Annotated in this window: 17 protein-coding genes and 1 pseudogene; 10 read left to right on the top strand and 8 right to left on the bottom strand. The window is 54.8% G+C overall.

The window, feature by feature from the left end:
• The first annotated feature begins 70 nt into the window (after window positions 1-70).
• Both ynfE and dmsD read left to right on the top strand, forming a co-directional pair.
• Window positions 71-2,509 carry a selenate/tellurate reductase subunit YnfE gene (gene ynfE / locus C5687_RS09975; protein WP_104556858.1) on the top strand — a complete coding sequence of 813 codons (2,439 nt, stop codon included), beginning with the start codon at window positions 71-73 and terminating at the stop codon, window positions 2,507-2,509.
• An 82-nt stretch (window positions 2,510-2,591) separates the two neighbouring features.
• Window positions 2,592-3,206 (top strand): Tat proofreading chaperone DmsD, encoded by a 615-nt coding sequence (dmsD, locus tag C5687_RS09970; RefSeq protein ID WP_104556857.1) that lies wholly within the window; start codon window positions 2,592-2,594, stop codon window positions 3,204-3,206.
• A 44-nt stretch (window positions 3,207-3,250) separates the two neighbouring features.
• On the opposite strand, the gene C5687_RS09965 is transcribed toward dmsD, so the two are convergent.
• The gene (locus C5687_RS09965; protein ID WP_047958469.1) at window positions 3,251-4,966 is read right to left on the bottom strand and encodes a SulP family inorganic anion transporter; all 1,716 of its coding nucleotides are present in this window, start codon (window positions 4,964-4,966) and stop codon (window positions 3,251-3,253) included.
• A gap of 431 nt (window positions 4,967-5,397) precedes the next feature.
• On the opposite strand from C5687_RS09965, the gene C5687_RS09960 reads away from it, so the two are divergent.
• Window positions 5,398-5,709 (top strand): hypothetical protein, encoded by a 312-nt coding sequence (locus C5687_RS09960; RefSeq protein WP_104556856.1) that lies wholly within the window; start codon window positions 5,398-5,400, stop codon window positions 5,707-5,709.
• A gap of 79 nt (window positions 5,710-5,788) precedes the next feature.
• Here C5687_RS09960 and C5687_RS09955 read toward each other — a convergent pair.
• Together C5687_RS09955 and C5687_RS09950 are read right to left on the bottom strand one after the other, a co-directional pair.
• A pseudogene (locus tag C5687_RS09955) lies at window positions 5,789-6,094 on the bottom strand (nucleotidyltransferase family protein); the annotation flags it as partial.
• A gap of 64 nt (window positions 6,095-6,158) precedes the next feature.
• Window positions 6,159-6,995 carry a MipA/OmpV family protein gene (locus C5687_RS09950; RefSeq protein WP_104556854.1) on the bottom strand — a complete coding sequence of 279 codons (837 nt, stop codon included), beginning with the start codon at window positions 6,993-6,995 and terminating at the stop codon, window positions 6,159-6,161.
• A gap of 200 nt (window positions 6,996-7,195) precedes the next feature.
• On the opposite strand from C5687_RS09950, the gene C5687_RS09945 reads away from it, so the two are divergent.
• The 3 genes from C5687_RS09945 to oqxR all read left to right on the top strand — a co-directional run bounded on the left by C5687_RS09945 (window position 7,196) and on the right by oqxR (window position 9,878).
• Window positions 7,196-7,873: a response regulator gene (locus C5687_RS09945; protein WP_047958466.1), complete on the top strand. Its 678-nt coding sequence runs from the start codon at window positions 7,196-7,198 to the stop codon at window positions 7,871-7,873.
• Window positions 7,873-9,261 carry a sensor histidine kinase gene (locus C5687_RS09940; RefSeq protein WP_047958465.1) on the top strand — a complete coding sequence of 463 codons (1,389 nt, stop codon included), beginning with the start codon at window positions 7,873-7,875 and terminating at the stop codon, window positions 9,259-9,261. The genes C5687_RS09945 and C5687_RS09940 overlap by 1 nt, the downstream gene beginning before the upstream one ends.
• 137 nt (window positions 9,262-9,398) lie before the next feature.
• Window positions 9,399-9,878 (top strand): efflux pump transcriptional repressor OqxR, encoded by a 480-nt coding sequence (gene oqxR, locus C5687_RS09935; RefSeq protein ID WP_025760257.1) that lies wholly within the window; start codon window positions 9,399-9,401, stop codon window positions 9,876-9,878.
• Window positions 9,879-9,944: 66 nt separating this feature from the next.
• Here oqxR and oqxB read toward each other — a convergent pair whose 3' ends face one another.
• Together oqxB and oqxA are read right to left on the bottom strand one after the other, a co-directional pair.
• Window positions 9,945-13,100, bottom strand: a complete 3,156-nt coding sequence (gene oqxB / locus C5687_RS09930) for a multidrug efflux RND transporter permease subunit OqxB (RefSeq protein WP_104556853.1) — start codon at window positions 13,098-13,100, stop codon at window positions 9,945-9,947.
• 24 nt (window positions 13,101-13,124) lie between these two features.
• Window positions 13,125-14,300, bottom strand: coding sequence for a multidrug efflux RND transporter periplasmic adaptor subunit OqxA (gene oqxA / locus C5687_RS09925; RefSeq protein WP_025760255.1), 1,176 nt, complete (start codon window positions 14,298-14,300; stop codon window positions 13,125-13,127).
• A gap of 336 nt (window positions 14,301-14,636) precedes the next feature.
• Here oqxA and C5687_RS09920 point away from each other — a divergent pair, with 336 nt between their 5' ends.
• The 3 genes from C5687_RS09920 to C5687_RS09910 all read left to right on the top strand — a co-directional run bounded on the left by C5687_RS09920 (window position 14,637) and on the right by C5687_RS09910 (window position 15,688).
• Window positions 14,637-14,990 (top strand): helix-turn-helix domain-containing protein, encoded by a 354-nt coding sequence (locus tag C5687_RS09920; protein ID WP_032676801.1) that lies wholly within the window; start codon window positions 14,637-14,639, stop codon window positions 14,988-14,990.
• 70 nt (window positions 14,991-15,060) lie between these two features.
• Window positions 15,061-15,378: a YebG family protein gene (locus C5687_RS09915; protein WP_047958463.1), complete on the top strand. Its 318-nt coding sequence runs from the start codon at window positions 15,061-15,063 to the stop codon at window positions 15,376-15,378.
• A gap of 94 nt (window positions 15,379-15,472) precedes the next feature.
• Window positions 15,473-15,688: a DUF6500 family protein gene (locus C5687_RS09910; protein ID WP_104556852.1), complete on the top strand. Its 216-nt coding sequence runs from the start codon at window positions 15,473-15,475 to the stop codon at window positions 15,686-15,688.
• A 101-nt stretch (window positions 15,689-15,789) separates the two neighbouring features.
• On the opposite strand, the gene C5687_RS09905 is transcribed toward C5687_RS09910, so the two are convergent.
• Window positions 15,790-16,947 (bottom strand): DUF6516 family protein, encoded by a 1,158-nt coding sequence (locus tag C5687_RS09905; RefSeq protein WP_238380465.1) that lies wholly within the window; start codon window positions 16,945-16,947, stop codon window positions 15,790-15,792.
• Window positions 16,948-17,077: 130 nt separating this feature from the next.
• Between C5687_RS09905 and C5687_RS09900 the strand changes: the two genes are divergently transcribed.
• Window positions 17,078-17,479, top strand: coding sequence for a YybH family protein (locus tag C5687_RS09900; RefSeq protein WP_104556851.1), 402 nt, complete (start codon window positions 17,078-17,080; stop codon window positions 17,477-17,479).
• Window positions 17,480-17,531: 52 nt separating this feature from the next.
• On the opposite strand, the gene C5687_RS09895 is transcribed toward C5687_RS09900, so the two are convergent.
• Both C5687_RS09895 and C5687_RS09890 read right to left on the bottom strand, forming a co-directional pair.
• Complete coding sequence (locus C5687_RS09895; protein ID WP_063618767.1) at window positions 17,532-17,987, bottom strand: hypothetical protein; 456 nt, start codon at window positions 17,985-17,987, stop codon at window positions 17,532-17,534.
• A 332-nt stretch (window positions 17,988-18,319) separates the two neighbouring features.
• Window positions 18,320-19,204, bottom strand: coding sequence for a LysR family transcriptional regulator (locus tag C5687_RS09890; protein WP_104556850.1), 885 nt, complete (start codon window positions 19,202-19,204; stop codon window positions 18,320-18,322).
• Window positions 19,205-19,208 lie beyond the last annotated feature (4 nt).

Genomic DNA, 19,208 nt, shown 5'->3' with positions numbered 1-19,208 from the left:
ACTCACCCCATCATTAGCCCGGTTGTAATAACGGGAAAAATAATACGCAATTATAATGATGGGGTGAGCCATGTCCGATAGTGAACATCACGGCGGTATTAGCCGTCGAACACTCGTAAAATCTACAGCCATTGGTTCTCTGGCGCTTGCCGCCGGCGGTTTGTCGTTGCCCTTTGGCGTGAAACGTGCCGCCGCGGCCATGCAAAACGCCATGAACGCTGCCGAAGATAAAGTGGTCTGGGGCGCCTGCTCGGTTAACTGCGGCAGCCGCTGTGCATTGCGTCTGCACGTCCGTGACGACGAAGTGTACTGGGTTGAAACGGATAATACCGGTGACGATATTTACGGTAACCATCAGGTGCGTGCCTGCCTGCGCGGACGTTCTATTCGCCGCCGTATTAATCATCCTGACCGTCTGAACTACCCGATGAAACGGGTGGGTAAGCGCGGTGAAGGCAAATTCGAGCGCATCACGTGGGACGAAGCCCTCAATACCCTCACTGCCAGCCTGAAAGACGTCGTGGCCAAATACGGCAACGAAGCGGTTTACATCAACTACTCCTCCGGCATTGTCGGCGGCAACATCACCCGCTCCTCCCCTTATGCTTCACTGGTGGCGCGCCTGATGAACTGCTACGGCGGTTTCCTGAGCCACTACGGCACCTACAGCACGGCACAAATCGCCTGTGCGATGCCCTACACCTACGGCAGCAACGACGGCAACAGCACGTCTGACATCGAAAACACCAAACTGGTGGTGATGTTTGGCAATAACCCGGCGGAAACGCGCATGAGCGGTGGCGGGATTACGTACTATCTGGAGCAGGCTCGCGAGCGATCCAGTGCGCGCATGATCGTCATCGACCCGCGCTACACCGACACCGCCGCTGGCCGCGAAGATGAATGGATCCCCATCCGTCCGGGTACCGATGCCGCGCTGGTAGCCGGTATTGCGTGGGTATTGATCGCCGAAAACCTGGTCGACCAGCCGTTCCTGGATAAATACTGCGTGGGCTATGATGAAAAAACGCTGCCGGAAGGCGCACCCGCTAACGGCCACTACAAAGCGTATATTCTCGGTCAGGGCGATGACAAGACCGCGAAAACCCCTGAGTGGGCTTCCCGCATTACGGGCATACCCGCCGATCGCATTGTTAAGCTTGCCCGTGAAATCGGCTCCGCCAAACCGGCTTACATCTGCCAGGGTTGGGGACCCCAGCGCCAGGCAAACGGTGAACTGACCGCCCGCGCGATCGCGATGCTGCCTATCCTCACCGGAAACGTGGGGATCAACGGCGGTAACAGCGGCGCGCGTGAGTCGACATACACCATCACTATCGAACGTATGCCGCTGCCGGACAACCCGGTCAAAACGCAAATTTCCTGCTTCAGCTGGACGGATGCCATCGCTCGTGGACCGGAAATGACCGCCCTGCGCGACGGCGTGCGCGGGAAAGATAAGCTGGACGTGCCGATTAAGTTCATCTGGAACTACGCGGGCAATACCCTCATCAACCAGCACTCCGATATCAATAAAACCCACGATATCCTGCAGGATGAAAGCAAGTGCGAAATGATTGTCGTCATCGACAACTTTATGACCTCATCGGCGAAATATGCCGATATCCTGCTGCCAGATCTCATGACCGTTGAGCAGGAAGACATCATTCCGAACGATTATGCCGGGAACATGGGCTACCTGATTTTCCTCCAGCCCGTGACCGCGCCGAAGTTTGAGCGCAAGCCCATCTACTGGATCATGAGTGAAGTGGCGAAACGCCTTGGACCGGATATTCATCAGAAATTCACCGAAGGACGGACGCAGGCGCAGTGGCTGCAGTATCTGTATGCCAAAATGCTCGAAAAAGACCCCACACTGCCCTCCTATGACGAGCTGAAAAAAATGGGCATTTATAAGCGCAAAGATCCGAACGGGCACTTTGTAGCCTATAAAAAATTCCGCGAGAACCCGGAAGCCAATCCGCTGAAAACGCCGTCGGGCAAGCTTGAAATATACTCCAGCAAACTCGCGGAGATTGCCGCCACCTGGGAGCTGGAAAAAGATGAAACCATCAGCCCACTGCCCGTCTACGCCTCGACCTTTGACGGCTGGGACGCGCCCGAACGCGAGCAGTTCCCGCTGCAGCTGTTTGGCTTCCACTTCAAAGCCCGTACCCACTCAAGCTATGGCAACGTCGACGTGCTGAAAGCGGCCTGTCGGCAGGAGGTATGGATTAACCCGGTCGATGCCGAAAAACGCGGCATTAAGAACGGCGATACGGTGCGCGTCTTTAACGAACGCGGTGAGGTGCGAATTGAAGCGAAAGTCACACCGCGCATCATGCCCGGCGTGAGCGCCATGGGCCAGGGCGCCTGGCACGACGCCAGTATGAATGGCGATCGTATTGACCACGGATCATGCATCAATACCCTGACCACGCACCGCCCGTCACCGCTGGCAAAAGGCAACCCGCAGCACACCAATCTGGTGCAGTTCGAAAAGGTTTAGCACGATCGTGGTTTATTATACGGTCAGTATTCTTGGTTAACACAGCCGCGCGGGCGCAATCCGCGCGAGCAAGGAAGGTTTAATGAAAGACGTCACACCGCGTGAATCGTTCGCGTTCAGCGCCCGCGTACTGGGCGCGCTGTTTTATTTTTCACCCGACAGCGAGCAGGCCGCGCCGCTGGTGCAGGCCCTTACCGCGGGTGAATGGGTTCAGGACTGGCCGCTGCCACCGGAAACGCTGCAGCCCCTTGCCGAAACCTTTGCCACCCCAGCCGATGAGCCGCTGACGGACGCCTGGCAACGGCTGTTTATTGGCCCTTATGCTCTGCCCGCACCGCCGTGGGGCTCCGTCTGGCTGGATCGCGAATCGGTGCTGTTTGGCGACTCGACCCTCGCGCTGCGCCAGTGGATGCGAGAAAACGGCATTGCTTTTGAGATGCAGCAAAATGAACCGGAAGATCATTTCGGTACCCTGCTGCTGCTGGCGGCGTGGCTGGCCGAGAATGGCCGCGAAGCGGAGTGCGATCGGCTTCTGGCGTGGCATCTGCTGCCGTGGAGTACCCGCTTCCTCTCGGTGTTTGTCGACAACGCCGGGCATCCGTTTTATACCGCGCTGGGCAAGCTCGCGCAGCGGACGCTGGCGGACTGGCGTTCCGCGTTGCTTGTTCCGGTTGCGGAAAAAACGCTGTATCGCTAAGGGGTGCGGCTTGCTCGTGGCTGGCGGGCAAGCCAGGGTTTGGTTTATACCTCTCCACCTGATTCACTCGCACTCTCTTTGCTTTGAATGAACCGGAGTGCCAGATAGAGGTCTGGTGCCAGAATCATGTCATCATCATTCATTGTTGGCCGACTGTCTTTAAACCAGCGCGTTAATTCCGTTTTCCTGCCCGCCAGGATTAACGTCACCTGCCGGGCTTTGAGGTCGCGCTTTAACTCATTTATGGTTGCCAGAACACTGATGTCTGAATAGGTGAAGCAAGCCACGGCATCAATAATCACCCATTTAGGCTGTAATGCAGCACCATCAACTAAGTTCAATACCCGGCGTTTAAAATAAGCCACATTAAAATAGGTCAACGGTGAGTTAAACCGATACATCAGCACCCCCGGGACCATTTTAATATCGGTTGTATTGCCTAATGAGTGAATCATGCCATCTTCGTCAGTGCCCAGTAAGTGCTCGGAGGGACGAAAGACGGTACGCAGGAACTGTAACAGGCCAAGCAACACCGCGAGGCCGATCCCCTGGATAACGCCGATAATTAACACACAGCCAAACGTGAAGAAAGCCAGGCGAAAGGCCTGTTTATTTCGCCGTCTCAGGTTCCAAAGCCCACGTAAATCAATCAATGACCACGATGCGTACATTAGAACAATCCCTAACGCCGAAACCGGAATAAATTGTAATGGCTGAGTGAAAAATACCACGACGATACCGATGATTAAGGCGGCGACCACGGAAACCAGCTGGCTTTTCCCTCCAACTGAATCATTCACCGCGGTCCGGGAATCGGCGCCACTGATAGCAAACCCCTGAGATAATCCCGCCATCAGGTTCGCAATACCCAGCGCTCTGAATTCAGCATCCGCATTAATTTCATAACCATTTTTCGCGGCGAAACTGCGCGCGGTCAGCATCAGACTCACAAAACTGACCAACGCCAGGTTCAGCGCCGGGATCACCAAATCACGCATCGGACCAGGCTGAAACGTCTCCCAGTGAACAACGGGCAAACCAGGCTGGAAACCGTCTCCCCCAATGGTGGCAATACCGTACTGTTGTGCAGATGTCCCCCAGACCAGTAACGTTGTCAGAACAATGGCAATCAAAGGTGCGGGCCAGTGGCTGCGATACGTTTTGATAGCCATTAAAATAGCGAGCGTTAAAAGTGATATTCCTGCGGTTAAAAAATGGCTGTCTGAAATACGGCCTGGTAATGCGATGATTTTCTCGATCACCTGCGCTTCATCAAGCTTGATCCCTAAAACCTTGCCGATTTGTCCGACGATAATCGTCACGGCTACGCCATTCAGCAAACCGGTAAGAATGGGATGAGAAAGCAGATCGGCAAGCGCGCCGAGGCGGAATTTACTGGCAAGCAGGCACCATCCGCCCATCATCAACGTCATGACGATCGTCAGTTGCCAGTGCAGTTCAGGATTTCCCGCCGAAAGAGGAAACACCACGGCCGCAATCACCGCACAGGTCGTGGCATCAGGGCCGACAATAAGCTGACGTGAAGAGCCAAACAGTGCATACGCTATCATCGGTAAAACGCAGGAGTACAGCCCGACTATGGCCCCAACACCCGCCAGCTCCGCATAAGCAATCGCAACCGGTAGCGCGACAGCCGCGACGGATAACCCGGCTTTAACATCATGTTTTAGCCAGCTTTTATCGTAGGCTAACAAATTTTGCAGGCCCGGCATGTAGCTTAAAAAATACTTTCCGAACACGTTATTCTCCGGAGATTAATATTACCCGCGAAATGTTGGCACACTTTTAAGTGAGGTTCTGGCTTTCAAATGCTCCGGACGGAGGCCCCGCCGCTCGGGCCATATAAATACTTAACTATTTTGATATTCTGACTGGTGTTAAACATAGTTCAAAAACTACTGCTTAGCCGGGGTGGTCCCTGCCGGATGCTGCCGTGCTGCACGCGGACGACGGATGGGTGGAATCGACAGCCCGGGAGCCGATGATCTTACAGGTTTGTGGTTCGGTATGAGGAGTCTTGAGAAAAAGTTAAGCCCAGAAGATTGTCTGCTTAGTGCCAAAAGCGGACGTTGCTAACATCAATTCAGAAGTTCACCATAGAAAAAGTTGTGATAATTTGATTGGCTTATAGTGGTAAACCACGCCAACATATCATCATGGAGGCTGTTTAATGAGTTGCGATCGGTGCTTGGATTTATGTGTTAAATACGTTATCCGCCAACCTGAACAATTACGTAAAGCAATCCGTATTGCAAAGAATGCGCTCAGCGAAGGGGTTCTTGCCGAAATTGATGCAACGGATGACTGGAATCAATACAGCTTTCAAGAGTGTGCTGAAAAGATGATATGGGGCGATATCGTCGATTACCATTTTGTTTGTAGGCACTGTGGAACTAAGTTTGTATTAGGTGCTGAAACTTACCATGGCAGCGGTGGGTATTGGTCGCCCGAGAATGAAAAACCATCGAAAATAATTGACTAACTTCCGCTTCTCGCTCACACCAGACCTTCACCCCTCGCAACTTCCCTCTTCTCTCATCCCTCTTCTTTCCGACAAACCTTTAATAAAATAATGTCCATCCAACACACAGACTTGCTACAAAACATCGACGATGATCAGTGATGTGCTGCAACTGAGGATAACGCGCTAGCCAACGTTTCTCATCTACTCGTCGCCTAAAGACATCATACTTTTCCCGCTCAAATACGGGCGTCGGTCTTAAACGCAGCTCAAACCGGTCATTAAGAGCATAGGGTGCAATGACCTCGATGAGATCGTTATCGCCCAGTCTGACGGCCACGGCCGTCGCGGTTTCAGGCCAGTACAATATCGCATTTTCTGTTGTGTGATAGGCCGCCCCGCCATCGAAACCGGAGCGGCTTAAATTACCGTATTGCGCCCTCAAAACCACAAGCCGCCACAACCCACACTCAAAAACTGTACGTCACCTTCAGACTCCCCGTAGGCGACGTCTTACGATGCACAATCGGGCTATCGGCAGCATCTCCCGTCAGTTGCGTCACGCCTGCGGCGGCAAGCACGCTCCAGCGCGAGGTGAGCCTGTGGGTCCAGTCAAGATTCAGCGAGTACGCATAAATTCCGGCGCCAGCGTCATGGCGGGCAAACCCGGATGCCGCCGACTGGGCGGCACTGACGCCGTAGTAGGTCTGCATATATTTGTCAGATCCCCAACTGCCGGTCAGCGCCAGCGTGACTGTGTTATTCGGTGATGTATAGAGCGGGCTGGAAATGCCGAAGTGTACCGCCTCACCGTTGTCTCTCTCAGAAACCGGCATCTCACCCTGCACCTGCAGATTAAGCCAGTCGGTTACCTTGTAACCCAGACCGGGCACGACGATAGCCGAGCCTTTTATCTCGCCCATTCCACGTAGCTCGTCGCTGCCGGAGCTGATCGAATCGCTGCTCACGTCTTTATCTTTACGGCCTGTGCGGTAGCTGAGCGCTGCGCTGTAATCCAGGTTGCCCAGATTGTTGCCGTAACCGATACCCCGCGTGGTGCCGATAAAAAAGCCGTTGGCCATGGAATAATCCACCACCTGAGCCGCACTGACGCGGGTTTTATCCGAACCCGAGTAGCGTGGCGCGACGTCCACCCCGCCCCCCAGAGTTAAGACGTTACCCTGGCTCTGCTCTGCCGCCAGTAGCGGTGTGGCCAGTAACGCCAGCACGACGCCCGGCACGATGTTTTTCAGGCTGCGGCCCGGGAATAAATGGGGGAACGGATGACGCAGTTCGATGTTTCTCATTAAGGACGTCCTTATGGATGCAAATGATGACGATGAAGCGGTTAAACGCCAGAACGCCCATTTTGAAGCGTGACCCTAAGGTTCTTATGAGCCGAAAATGAAGAAACGCTGAAGCGCGCGGGTGCTGTAAACCGGACAAATTTACTGATACCGTTTTTTTCTTAAGATGTTCTTCATTCACTGCCGATACAGTTACCACTGTGAAAATTCTACTTATTGAAGACGACCTGGATCTCGGCAATGGCGTACGTATCGCCCTCTCCGATCAAGGCTTTGACGTTATATGGGTTCGCCGGAAAGAGGATGCGCTGCATCAGCTTGACGTCTGCGTGCCTGAGCTTGTTTTACTCGACTTAGGGCTGCCCGATGGCGATGGCATGAGCCTGATGACGCGTTTGCGCCAGCAGCTTAAGGGCATCCCCGTTATCATCCTGACGGCGCGAGGAACGCTACAGGATCGCCTTTACGGGCTGGATGCGGGTGCAGACGACTATCTCGTCAAGCCCTTTGTTCTCGCCGAGCTGCTGGCAAGAGTGAGAGCCCTTGCGCGACGCAGTTACGGTTTTGAAAATGAGGCAATAGAAATTCGCGGGCTGTCGCTTCATGTGCCGACGCGTCGCGTGACGGTGAGCGCGCGCCACGTTGACCTGACGGCCAGTGAATACGCCCTGCTTGAAACGTTGATGCTGCGCGCTGACCGCGTGCTAACGCGCCGGTTCCTGGAAGAAAGGATCTTCGGCAACAAAGAAAACCTCAGTAATGCGCTCGACGTGCATATGGGTAATTTGCGGCGAAAAATTGGCGACGGTTACGTGCGAACGGTGCGGGGCGTCGGGTATGTCATTGATACCGTCTCTGTCCAGAGGGTGACCGGTTAATGCGAAACTTTTGGTCCCACCTGCGCCACGCCACGCTGGTGCGGCGAATTATCATCGCCCAGATGCTGTTGCTTACGCTGCTGTGGTGTCTTTTTTTAACCTTCATTCTGTGGGAGGACCTGCGCAGTCCTCCCATCCTCACGGGCAGTAAAACCTACGAAACCCTTTTTACCCTGGTTGAGCGGATGGACGAACGCCCGCAGGATCGCACCGCGGTGCTCGAAGCCTTTAGCCAGGCGCTGCGCGAAGGCTATGGCGGCGGTGAAGATCCCGTGCTGTCGATTAACCTTATCGTGCGCAAGAACAATGCAGTTATTTTTGCCTCCGACGGCGCGCCTGCGGGGATAACAAACACCCGGTTCGGAGAACTGGATCGCGTTCAGAGTGACGATCGTACCTGGACCAGCCGCACCCTTAAATCCCCTCATTCCGACGTGGAGGTCACCCTCTTCACGCCAGCCAGTGGCTGGAACTTCTTTATCTACCTGAACTCGCGGGGTTACTACATCCTGCCGCTGCTGGTCTGCTTCCCTTTTCTGCTGTTTCCCGCGTGGCTGTCGATCCGCATTGCTATGCGCCCCTGGAACAGGGTGGTCAATGAAATTACGTTACGCACGCCTGACGATCTCTCGCCCCTAAAAGCCGTTCCCAGGCACAGGGAGCTTCGCCAGATGGTGGATGCGATCAATGATTTCCTTGCCCGGGTGCGTGAAAGCGCTGAGCGGGAACGGGTTTTCATTGCCGATGCGGCGCACGAGCTGCGTACTCCCCTCGCAGCGATGCGCATCAACGTGGAGGCGCTGCAGTCCTGGGTCATCAGCGAGAACCAACAGGAGCTGCTTGCGGGGGTAATTCGCAGCAACAGCCGTGCTGCACGTCTCGTCAATCAGCTGCTGCTGATGATGCACAGCGAAGCACGCATTGACACCGAGATGGAGCCAGTACCGCTGACAACACTCATTCAGGAGCGAATGGCCGAGCTGGAGCCGTTAGCCTCTGCGCGCAGGATTGAGCTGGAGTTCTTCTCGCAGGATGACATCTGGATCGCGGGCGTCAGGGAACGTCTGGTGTCGCTGATTGATAACCTGATTGAGAATGCGGTGAAGTACAGTCCTGAAGGGGGGCGGATTCAGGTCGACGTACGCGCACTCGATGGCTGCACGCAGCTGCGTGTCTCGGATGCGGGGCCCGGTATTCCGCCTGAACTGCGGGAACGCGTGTTCGACCGTTTTTTCCGCGACCCGAATCAGATGCAAAGCGGAAGCGGTCTGGGGCTTGCCATCGTCAAAGCGGTGGCGCAGCAGCACAACAGCCGCGTTAACCTGAGTACATCCGCTGAAGGCGGCCTGATGGTGACGGTTGACTTCCCCAACCGCACGTTTAGCTAAACCAGAACAGGGTGTTTGATCGCAAATGCCGCAGATTGCTTCAAAAAAAAAACCGTATTTGTTATATTGTTGTTTATTGCTTATTCACCTCTGCGGTGCCAAAAAGAACAAGATTCACCGCAACCCAGGATACAAAAATGTTAGATTACCGCTTCCCGACAGCTTTGCAGATGGTTCTCAGCGTAGCGATGGCGGAGCAATTGGGCGAACGTTCAACGAGTGCGATTCTGGCCTACGGCCTGGAAGCGAACCCGAGCTTCATCCGCAAATTAATGGTTCCGCTCACGCGTGACGGCATTATCGTCTCAACGCTTGGCCGCAATGGCTCCATTCATCTTGGTCGCCCGCCGGAAGAGATCACCCTGCGCGATATCTACCTTTCGGTCATCGAAGATAAAAAACTGTGGGCGTCGCGCCCTGACGTGCCGGCCCGCTGCGTGGTCAGCGCTAACGCGTGCTGGTACTTTAAATCAATTTCCGAAGAGGCCGAGCAGGCGTCGTTAGCCGTACTGGCCCGCCACACCGTAGCAAGCGCGCTGGAAGCGGTGAAAAACGCCGACAGCAGCGGATGGGATCCGCTCCCCGATCTTATCGCCCAGTATCAAAAAACGTCGTAATAATTTACCTGGTACAAAAAAAACCGCCTTCACTGTGAAGGCGGTTTTTTATTAGCTGCAACGTCCTTACGCTGGCAGAACGTCCCTTTCCTCTTTTTTCCCGCGCGTCACGAACTTACGCAGCGTCACGTAGAACACCGGCGTCAGGAACAGGCCAAACAGCGTCACGCCCAGCATCCCGGAGAAGACGGTGATCCCGGTCACGCCGCGCACTTCTGCCCCCGCGCCGTGGCCGAGGATCAGCGGAATGGTCCCGGCAATAAAGGCAATGGAGGTCATCACAATCGGGCGTAAACGCAGGCGGCACGCCTCCAGCGCGGCCTCCATTATCCCTTTCCCCTGGATTTCCAGCTCGCGGGCAAACTCCACGATAAGGATGGCGTTTTTACAGGCCAGCCCCATCAGGACCACCAGCCCCACCTGCACGAACACGTTGTTATCGCCACCGGTCAGCCAGACGCCAAACAGTGCGGAGAGCATCGTCATCGGCACGATGAGGATCACCGCAAGCGGCAGGGTCCAGCTTTCGTACAGCGCAGCCAGCACCAGGAACGCCAGCAGAACCGCAACCGGGAAGACGATCAGCGCCGTATTGCCCTGCGTGGCCTGCTGGAAGCTCAGGTCCGTCCATTCAATGTTCATCCCGTTCGGCAGGATCTGCTTAGACATACCCGCCAGCTGCGTCATCGCCTGCGTGGATGAAAGCACACGCGGGTCGGCATCGCCAATCAGATCCGCCGCCGGGTAGCCATTGTAGCGAATCACCGGGTCCGGCCCGTAGGTGGTCGTGATATTCACCATACTGCCAATCGGCACCATTTCGCCCTGGCTATTGCGGGTGCGTAAGTTCGCGATATCTTCCACGCTGTCGCGGAACTGCCCGTCCGCCTGCGCCATCACGCGCCAGGTACGGCCGAACTGGTTAAAGTCATTCACGTACGACGAGCCGAGATAGGTTTGCAGCGTCCCGAAAAGATCGGTCAGCGACACGCCCTGCGCTTTCGCCTTATCACGGTCAACCTGCACTTCCAGCTGCGGAACGTTTGCCTGGTAGGTCGAGATCGGGAAATGCATCCCCGGCGTCTGCATAATCGCACCGGACATGGTGTTCACCGCGTTTTGCAGCGCACCATAGCCCAGACCGGCGCGATCCTGAATGTACAGGGAATAACCCGACCCCTGACCCAGCCCTAAAATCGGCGGCGGCAGGATGGAGAAGCCAAAGCCCTCCTGGATTTGCGCGATTTTCGCGTTGATCTCCGCGTTAATTTCCGCCGCGGAATGCTTACGCTGGTCGAACGGCTTCAGGCCAAAGAACACCGTCCCGGTATTCGGCGTGTTGGTGAACTGCAGGGCATTCAGCCCTGGGAACGCCACCGCATAGTCCACGCCTTCGGTATTCATCCCGATTTCGCTCATTTTGCGGATCACCGCGTCGGTGCGCGCCAGCGAAGAGCCTTCCGGCATTTTCACACCGCCAATCAGGTACAGCTTATCCTGCGTCGGAATAAACCCGCCGGGTACCGCTTTAAACATCACGCCCGCCGCGCAGAGCAGCAGCAGGTAGACTGCGAACACCGCGCCGCGACGTCCGAGGGTTTTACCCACCAGCCCCTGATAGCCGTTCGAGCTGCGGTGGAAGAAGCGGTTAAACGGACGGAAAAGCCAGCCGAACAGTCGGTCGATAAGCCGGGTCGGCAAATCTTTCGGCGCGCCGTGCGGTTTTAACAGCAGGGCCGCCAGCGCCGGAGAGAGCGTCAGCGAGTTGATGGCGGAGATCACCGTGGAGATGGCGATCGTCACCGCAAACTGCTTGTAAAACTGACCGGTCACGCCCGAGAGAAACGCCATCGGCACAAACACCGCGCACAGCACCAGCGCAATCGCGATAATCGGCCCGGAGACCTCACGCATCGCCTGATGCGCCGCCGCAAGCGGTGCAAGCCCCTCTTCAATATTTCGCTCGACGTTTTCCACCACCACGATGGCGTCATCCACCACGATACCGATGGCCAATACCAGCCCGAACAAACTCAGGGTGTTGAGCGAGAAGCCCAGCAGGTAGAGGATGCTGAAGGTACCCACCACCGACACCGGCACCGCGATCAGCGGAATGATAGACGCACGCCAGGTTTGCAGGAACAGGATCACCACCAGCACCACCAGCACGACCGCTTCCAGCAGCGTTTGTACGACCGCCCGGATGGAATCACGCACAAAGACCGTCGGATCGTAAGGTGCCGCCCACTTCATATCGTCCGGGAAACGCGTGGACAGTTCGTCCATTTTGGCGCGCACCGCGTTAGACAAGTCGATGGCGTTCGCCCCCGGCGACTGGAAGATACCAATCCCGACCGCGTCTTTATTGTTCAGCTGAGAACGCAGCGCATAGCTGCCGGAGCCCATCTCAATTCGCGCCACGTCGCGCAGGCGGACAACCGTACCATCCTGCGTGGTTTTCAGAACGATATTGCCAAACTCTTCTTCAGTATGCAGACGGCCCTGGGCGTTAATGGAGATCAGGAAATCGCTCTCTTTCGGCAGCGGCTCGGCGCCAAGCTGACCGGCGGACACCTGAACGTTCTGCTCCTGCATCGCCGTCACCACATCCGAGGCGGTCAGCCCGCGCGCCGCCACTTTATTCGGATCCAGCCAGATGCGCATCGCGTATTCGCCCGAGCCGAAGATCTGGATCTGACCCACGCCAGGCAGACGCGCCAGCTCATCCTTCACCTTTAGGGTGGCGTAGTTACGCATGTACAGGGAGTCGTACTTACCGTTGGGCGAAAACAGATGCACCACCAGCGTCAGCGTCGGCGACTGTTTCTGGGTGGTAATGCCCAGACGACGCACGTCTTCCGGCAGACGCGCCTCGGCCTGCGCGACGCGGTTTTGCACCTGAACCTGCGCCTGATCCGGGTCAGTCCCCGGACGGAAGGTCACGGTGGTGACCAGCACGCCGTCCGAGCCCGCGACGGATTTCATGTACATCATATTCTCAACGCCGTTGATCGCCTCTTCCAGCGGCGTCGCCACGGTCTCGGCAATCACTTTCGGGTTGGCGCCCGGGTACTCCGCGCGCACCTGAACGCTTGGCGGCACGACGTCAGGATATTCGCTCACCGGCAGCAGCGGGATGGCGATCAATCCTGTGATAAAAATCAGAATCGACAGGACGGCGGCAAAAATCGGCCTGTCGATGAAAAAGCGGGAAAAGTCCATGGGTTGGATTCTCAGGTCAAGGGATCAGTTGAGGGCGGCGCTGGCGGTCATGGCAACGGTTTTGGCGTTAACCGGCATTCCCGGCATAAACACTTTTTGTAAACCCTCGACGATGACTTTGTCGCCAGGGTTCAGCCCCTGCCGCACGATGCGTAAACCGTCTGCCAGACGCCCCGGTGTAATGTCACGGCGCTGGGCTTTCCCCTCTTTATCCACGATGTAGACGTATTTGCGGTCCTGATCGGTCAGCACCGCTTTGTCGTCGATAAGCGTAGCTTTGAATGCCGCGCTGCCCGGCAGGCGTACGCGGGCAAACAGCCCCGGTGTGAACTGACGTTGGGAATTATCCAGCAGCGCGCGCATACGGATGGTGCCGGTACTCGGCGTGAGCTGATTGTCCAGGAAATCCACTTTGCCCTGATGGGGATAGCCTTCTTCGCCCGTCAGGCCAATCTCAACCGGCAGCGCCATATGATTGCTGGACGCCCCCTGTCCGCTGCGGGCGAGGTTTTGATAGTGAAGATAGGTCGACTCATCCACATCGAAATAGACGTAAACCGTCTTCTGCGAGACCAGCGTGGTGAGCACGCTGGCGGTATCGCCCGCGGTGACCAGATTACCGCTGGTGATCAACGCCCGGCTGGCGCGGCCATCGATAGGCGCGGTCACTTTAGTGAAGTCCAGGTTGAGCTGCGCTGCGTCTACCGCCGCCTGCGCGGCGCGAATGTCGGCCTGCGCCTGAACGGCGGCCGAGCGACGCTGCTCCCACTCTTCCCGGGAGACCAGGTGAGAAGCGATAAGCTTATCGGTACGGTTAGCCTCACTTTGCGCCAGGCTGGCCTGCGTTTTGGCCCTCGCCAGGTTCGCCTGCGCCTGTTCCAGCGCGGCGCGGTAGGTTCGGTCATCAATGGTGAATAGCACCTCGCCCTTTTTCACTTCCTGGCCGTCGGTGTAATTCACTTTATCAATGTAGCCGGAGACGCGCGGGCGCAGCTGAACGCTTTCCACCGCTTCAATCCGGCCGTTAAAACTATCCCACTGGCTGATGGATTTCACGACCACGTCAGCCGCACTGACGGAAGGCGCAGGTGGCGCGGCGTTTTGCGCGACGCTGTTATCACATCCGACGAGCAGCGCGGAGATCAACATCCCCCCCAGCGCGCTCAGATAAACGTTTCCCCAGGTTTTTTGCAGGCTCATTATTTTTATTCCGGTAATTGTAGCTGCCGGGCAAGACGCAGCGGGAGGCGCCGCGCCACTTCCTTTGTCCGGTAGCTGGCTGAAGGCCATTTGTGTCGTTCATCGCCACAAAACTGTAACAGTTGCGAGTACACTATCGCGGCGATTGTAGGAAGGCGCTTAACTAAGTGCAAGAATAATTGTTGCACTTTATGTGCTATTTGCGTCGATGTGAAAAGACCCGTTTCGGACAGGGATTTAAATGCAACAATAAAACTTGCAATTAACGGAAAAACACGCCACCTTTAAATGCAACAGATAAAGTTACTTTTTTCTACGCTGCGTGGGGGTAATCAGATGAACACTGGCGCATTTATGCACGATTTACTCGACTGGATCGACAACAACCTGGACAGTCGTCTGGACATTGAGACCGTCGCCAGGCGATCCGGCTATTCAAAATGGCACCTGCAGCGCCTGTTTAAAGAACATACGGGCTATCCCCTCGCCGGGTATATTCGTGCGCGGAAGCTGCAAAAATCGGTTGAACGGTTAACCCACAGCGACGAACCGATTTTGAACGTGGCCATCGCCCTGGGCTTTGACTCCCAGCAGTCCTTCAACCGCAGCTTCAAGCGTCAGTATGGCCAGGCTCCTGGGGCATGGCGGCGCAGCATGGGTGGCCCGGAAACACAGCAATTTCGCCAGTAATGCATATTTTGCTGCAACGTCGATCTGTTGCTGCTATACTGTATATAAATACAGTATAGAGAGGTGCACGATGGCTGTTGAAACAAAATTTGTTGTCGTAAGGAAAGGTGAAGAGAAAATGACATTTGCCAGTAAGAAAGAGGCTGACGCTCACGACAAGCTGCTCGATATGGCCGACGCGTTCACCGACTGGCTGTTGCAAAGCGGAATGCAGATGGACGAAACGCAGGCTGAAAATCTTGGTCTGTATCTCGCCGAGCAGAAAGAGACCGTGCAGCATATTCTGCGTACCAGCAAGCTTCCCGATGTCACTGCCCCAGCTGCAGCGGATAAACCAGAATCCGATGCGGCGGAAACGAAAAAAATCAGGGCCGTGAAAGCGGCCTGATTGTCAGAGAATCATCACCTATCCGAAAGCCGTAAGCAGATAACTGCTTACGGCTTTTTTTAAATCAGCAAATGAAAAGAGTTAAGGAGATGGCGTGCGGCAAGGAATGAAGGAAAAGATCATCAGGATCTGTGATTCAAAAATAGCCTCTAAGGGAAGCGATGTTGGGCTTTCGTTTTATGCTTTTTTTGCTAATAAAAATGACGATCCTGAACTGCTTATGGAAGTTGCGCACTGGTGGATTATGGAAATGAAATTGTACCATTTTGAAAAGGCAGAAAAGATCAGAAAGCTTGTTTTAGCTATGTAACACCTGTTTCAAAAAGGCAATGTTACAATCATATCCATCCCAAAGATACGAATATGTTGTAAAGCCGATGATTCTGACCTCAGCAGTATCTCCGGATCACCTTATAATTTATCTTCAGCCTCTTGGATCAGTTTTAAAAGCAGTTTCATATCCAGACAAATATGTCCGTATGTAAAGCTTGTCTCGACAACATTTTTTTTAGATTTACGCAGATCGAAATGTACATGATCAGGGCCGTAAGGGACTTGGTGATGATCGGCTGAATCGACCCTGGACAACTGCTTTCCTTCAGAGGTCATTATTATATAGGCATAATTCGACGGAGATTGGTGTCTGATTACTACGGTGATCCCCGACGGTCTTCGGGCGGTTACAGTTTCCCCTACAACTTTCATGATAGTGCAGTTGAAATTTACCTTAAGTATTTCGCAGGTCTGCTCAAGCATCTCTTCAGTAGTCAGTGGACGCATATTTGAGAACATAACTTTTCCACCCAAATGATTCGAGAGATAATTGAGAAGAATTGATTGCTTCTGAGATTCCTCTTCGTGTGTCAAACACAACTGCATACCAATCATCATGCCTGACTTCCCCCATACAGTAGTGGTCGCCATGCGATCGGTTTTTTCTCCACAAACCAAGCACTTTCCATTGGAGGACAGCCATATAGCTTGATCTACAGCAGTATTCTTAAGCCGCCCTCCCAGCAGACCATCGAATAATCTCGAGTCAGCTTTCCTTTTTTCGTACCACGGCTTATAACGTTGTACATACCCCGTATCATCAATGAGCTTTGAGAAGTTGGCATCATCTACTGGAGTGAGTTTGATTCCGTGTTGTTCCAGATAAACGCCAATATGGCCAACCCAGAAAAGGTCTTTTGATTTCATAAAATAAATTCTGGCTGCTGGAAAGCGGACAGTTGGTGCATACATTGCATTTACATGAAAAGTACCTGCGCTGATATAAACATGTACATCCGTTGCTCCTTGCATCATCCATAGCAATATTTCTTTGCTCGAAACTTCAATTGCCAAAACTGGCTTTTCTTTCCTCAGTATATTGCCACCGAAGCATTGAATAACATTATCTGTTGCAGTTCCACTTAATTTAAGATTAATGCAGTCAGTAATTACATCATTAAGTCTCAAAGTGTCATCCTTTATTATTCCAAACGGGGCTGCGCCTAAGTTTACCGGCCACTGATACACCAATACCACCTTGTTACCAGATAATTTTTTATACCGCAAGGGAGGCATGTCCGCTCCTCGCTCACCGCAGACCAGGCGTTAACTAAACCCAACGCTACCAGCCATAAAACCTGGTAGCTATACAAACGCGCCGAGCTGTTACGTTAATACGCGTTCCCCCTTCCCCGAGGAATTGCGTATGACCCGACATCCGCTACGCCAGATCATCGAATCCTGTGACCACGCCATCACCACCAAAAACTATGACGCGTTGATGGAGTACTACGCCGAAGACGCGGCTCTGGTGGTCAAGCCCGGCATGACTGTTAAAGGCAAAGAGAACATCCGCAGCGCATTTATTGCCATCTCTGATTATTTTCAGGGCCAGTTAGCGGTCGAACAAGGGGAGATGCAGGTGATCGAAGGTGGGGATAACGCCCTCGTTATCATGGAAACCGTTCTGCGCTTTCCTGATGCTCAGGGCGGGATAACAGAAATATCCCGCCGCGCGACCTATGTTTTTCGACTGGAGAGCGACGGTCGCTGGCGTTGTACTATCGACAACTCCTACGGTACGTCGCTTCTGGATACCGGGAACTGATCACGCTAATCACGGTTACAAAGGGGCGCTACCCCCTCTCCACGCCAGCCCCTTAATGCGCAGTAATGCGCGGCTCCTTCACAAACTCAGCCAGCAGCCACACCATATCGTGCAGCAGGCCCGTCAGTTCTTTTGTTACGTGAGCGGGCAGCGTTTCCCCCTTCACCGCTTGCGTCAGCGCCAGAACATAGTCCACCTGCGTTAAGGTGTCCTGCCAGCAATCGGGCACGCAGGAATTCAGTTTCTCACCGATGATCAGCTGTTCAATCAGGTATGGTGGAAGATCGACATCGCAGAGTTCACGCAGCCTGCGCAGAGCCTGAAGGAGACGCTCGCAAAGTGCAGTACGGCTCCCGACATCATCGGTTTCGACCAGTACGCTCACCAGCGCGGCGCAGTTGTCGGCGACGTCAAACAGATCGGCATCAGCCGGAAGCGGCCGGGAGATAAGTTGCAGAATGACGTTTTCGTCAGACGGGAGATAGGTCAGGGTTGGGATAGTAGTCATATCCAGCATCCTTCTATATGTAATCCATGTTACCACCCCTTGAGTTCCTACGCTCGGGGGGTAGCGCTGACAGAGGTAGGAATACCGCCCATATAGAAAAACGGCCAGCCTTACGGCTGCTCCGCCAGCGCCACCGCAATTGTAACGGGATCGGTGCTGCCGCGACATACGAAATGTCACTATATGGTAGATGCGGGTTCCTACCCCCGATTGTGGATATGCCGCAACGCAGGCACTTTACGACCCCGAACGATTGTAGAAAAGACATAACCCTGAATTTCACACGGTTACTTTGCGGTTTGCGAGGCGTCTTCCAGAAAGACAACGCTGCCCTAAATTTTAAGGGTATCAATCACCGCTCTCAGCGCAGGCGACACGTTGCGATGGGGATAATAAAGATACAGCCCGTCCATGCGCAGGCTGTAGCGCTGCAACACCCGGATAAGCGTTCCGCGCTCCAGATCGTCAGCCACCAGCTCCAGCGGAACATAGGCCAGCCCAAGCCCCAGCCGGGCGGCTTCGGCTTCCATGTAGCTGTCAGACAGCGCCCATTGCCCCTCTGGCCGATGGGTGATTCTCTTCCCGTCCTGAACCAGCTCCCACTGGTAGTCACGCCCGTCGGCAAACTGGTAGGCAATGCAGGGATGAACCACTAAATCCGCAGGCGTCTGGGGAAAACCGTAGCGGCGAAAGTGTTCCGGGGTAGCCACTACGGCCATTTCCATATCAGGGGTAATGCGCACGGCGATCATTCCCTGCCCTACCTCTGGCCCCAGCCTGACGCCCGCATCAAACCGCTCAGCGATGATGTCAACGAAGCGACTTTCGTTTATCAGCTCCAGCCGGATATCCGGGTAACGCTGTTTAAAAATAGCGAGCTTTGGCAACAGGCATTTGTCGATGGCGTGCTGGCTGGCATTAATGCGTACCGTACCGGACGGCGTCTGGCGGTAGTGCGCCAGCGTCGCCAGACCCGTATCAAGCGCATCAAACGCAGACTCGGCGGTCTGATAGAGCTGCTCCCCGGCGTGGGTCAGCGACAGCTTGCGCGTGGTACGGACCAGAAGCTGAACGCCCAGCCGCTCTTCCAGCTCGCGAACCGAGCGGCTGATCCCGGACTGCGCCAGGCCGAGCCGCTGTGCGGCCGCCGTGAAGCTCCCCTCCCTTACCACCTGCATAAACAGGTACAGCTCATTGTAGTTTTCCCGCTTTGCCATCGTG

Source organism: Enterobacter sichuanensis (genome assembly GCF_002939185.1).
In the GTDB taxonomy this organism is placed as follows: Bacteria; Pseudomonadota; Gammaproteobacteria; order Enterobacterales; family Enterobacteriaceae; genus Enterobacter; species Enterobacter sichuanensis.
Note: the sequence above shows the minus strand (reverse complement) of the source record. Positions and strands in the feature narration are given on the sequence as shown.

Bases quoted from the DNA above. Each gene is read 5' to 3' on its own strand.
- ynfE (WP_104556858.1), top strand. From the start codon at position 71: ATGTCCGATAGTGAACATCACGGCGGTATTAGCCGTCGAACACTCGTA.
- dmsD (WP_104556857.1), top strand. From the start codon at position 2,592: ATGAAAGACGTCACACCGCGTGAATCGTTCGCGTTCAGCGCCCGCGTA.
- C5687_RS09960 (WP_104556856.1), top strand. From the start codon at position 5,398: ATGAGTTGCGATCGGTGCTTGGATTTATGTGTTAAATACGTTATCCGC.
- C5687_RS09950 (WP_104556854.1), bottom strand. From the start codon at position 6,995: ATGAGAAACATCGAACTGCGTCATCCGTTCCCCCATTTATTCCCGGGC.
- C5687_RS09940 (WP_047958465.1), top strand. From the start codon at position 7,873: ATGCGAAACTTTTGGTCCCACCTGCGCCACGCCACGCTGGTGCGGCGA.
- oqxR (WP_025760257.1), top strand. From the start codon at position 9,399: ATGTTAGATTACCGCTTCCCGACAGCTTTGCAGATGGTTCTCAGCGTA.
- oqxB (WP_104556853.1), bottom strand. From the start codon at position 13,100: ATGGACTTTTCCCGCTTTTTCATCGACAGGCCGATTTTTGCCGCCGTC.
- oqxA (WP_025760255.1), bottom strand. From the start codon at position 14,300: ATGAGCCTGCAAAAAACCTGGGGAAACGTTTATCTGAGCGCGCTGGGG.
- C5687_RS09920 (WP_032676801.1), top strand. From the start codon at position 14,637: ATGAACACTGGCGCATTTATGCACGATTTACTCGACTGGATCGACAAC.
- C5687_RS09915 (WP_047958463.1), top strand. From the start codon at position 15,061: ATGGCTGTTGAAACAAAATTTGTTGTCGTAAGGAAAGGTGAAGAGAAA.
- C5687_RS09905 (WP_238380465.1), bottom strand. From the start codon at position 16,947: ATGCCTCCCTTGCGGTATAAAAAATTATCTGGTAACAAGGTGGTATTG.
- C5687_RS09900 (WP_104556851.1), top strand. From the start codon at position 17,078: ATGACCCGACATCCGCTACGCCAGATCATCGAATCCTGTGACCACGCC.
- C5687_RS09895 (WP_063618767.1), bottom strand. From the start codon at position 17,987: ATGACTACTATCCCAACCCTGACCTATCTCCCGTCTGACGAAAACGTC.
- C5687_RS09890 (WP_104556850.1), bottom strand. From the start codon at position 19,204: ATGGCAAAGCGGGAAAACTACAATGAGCTGTACCTGTTTATGCAGGTG.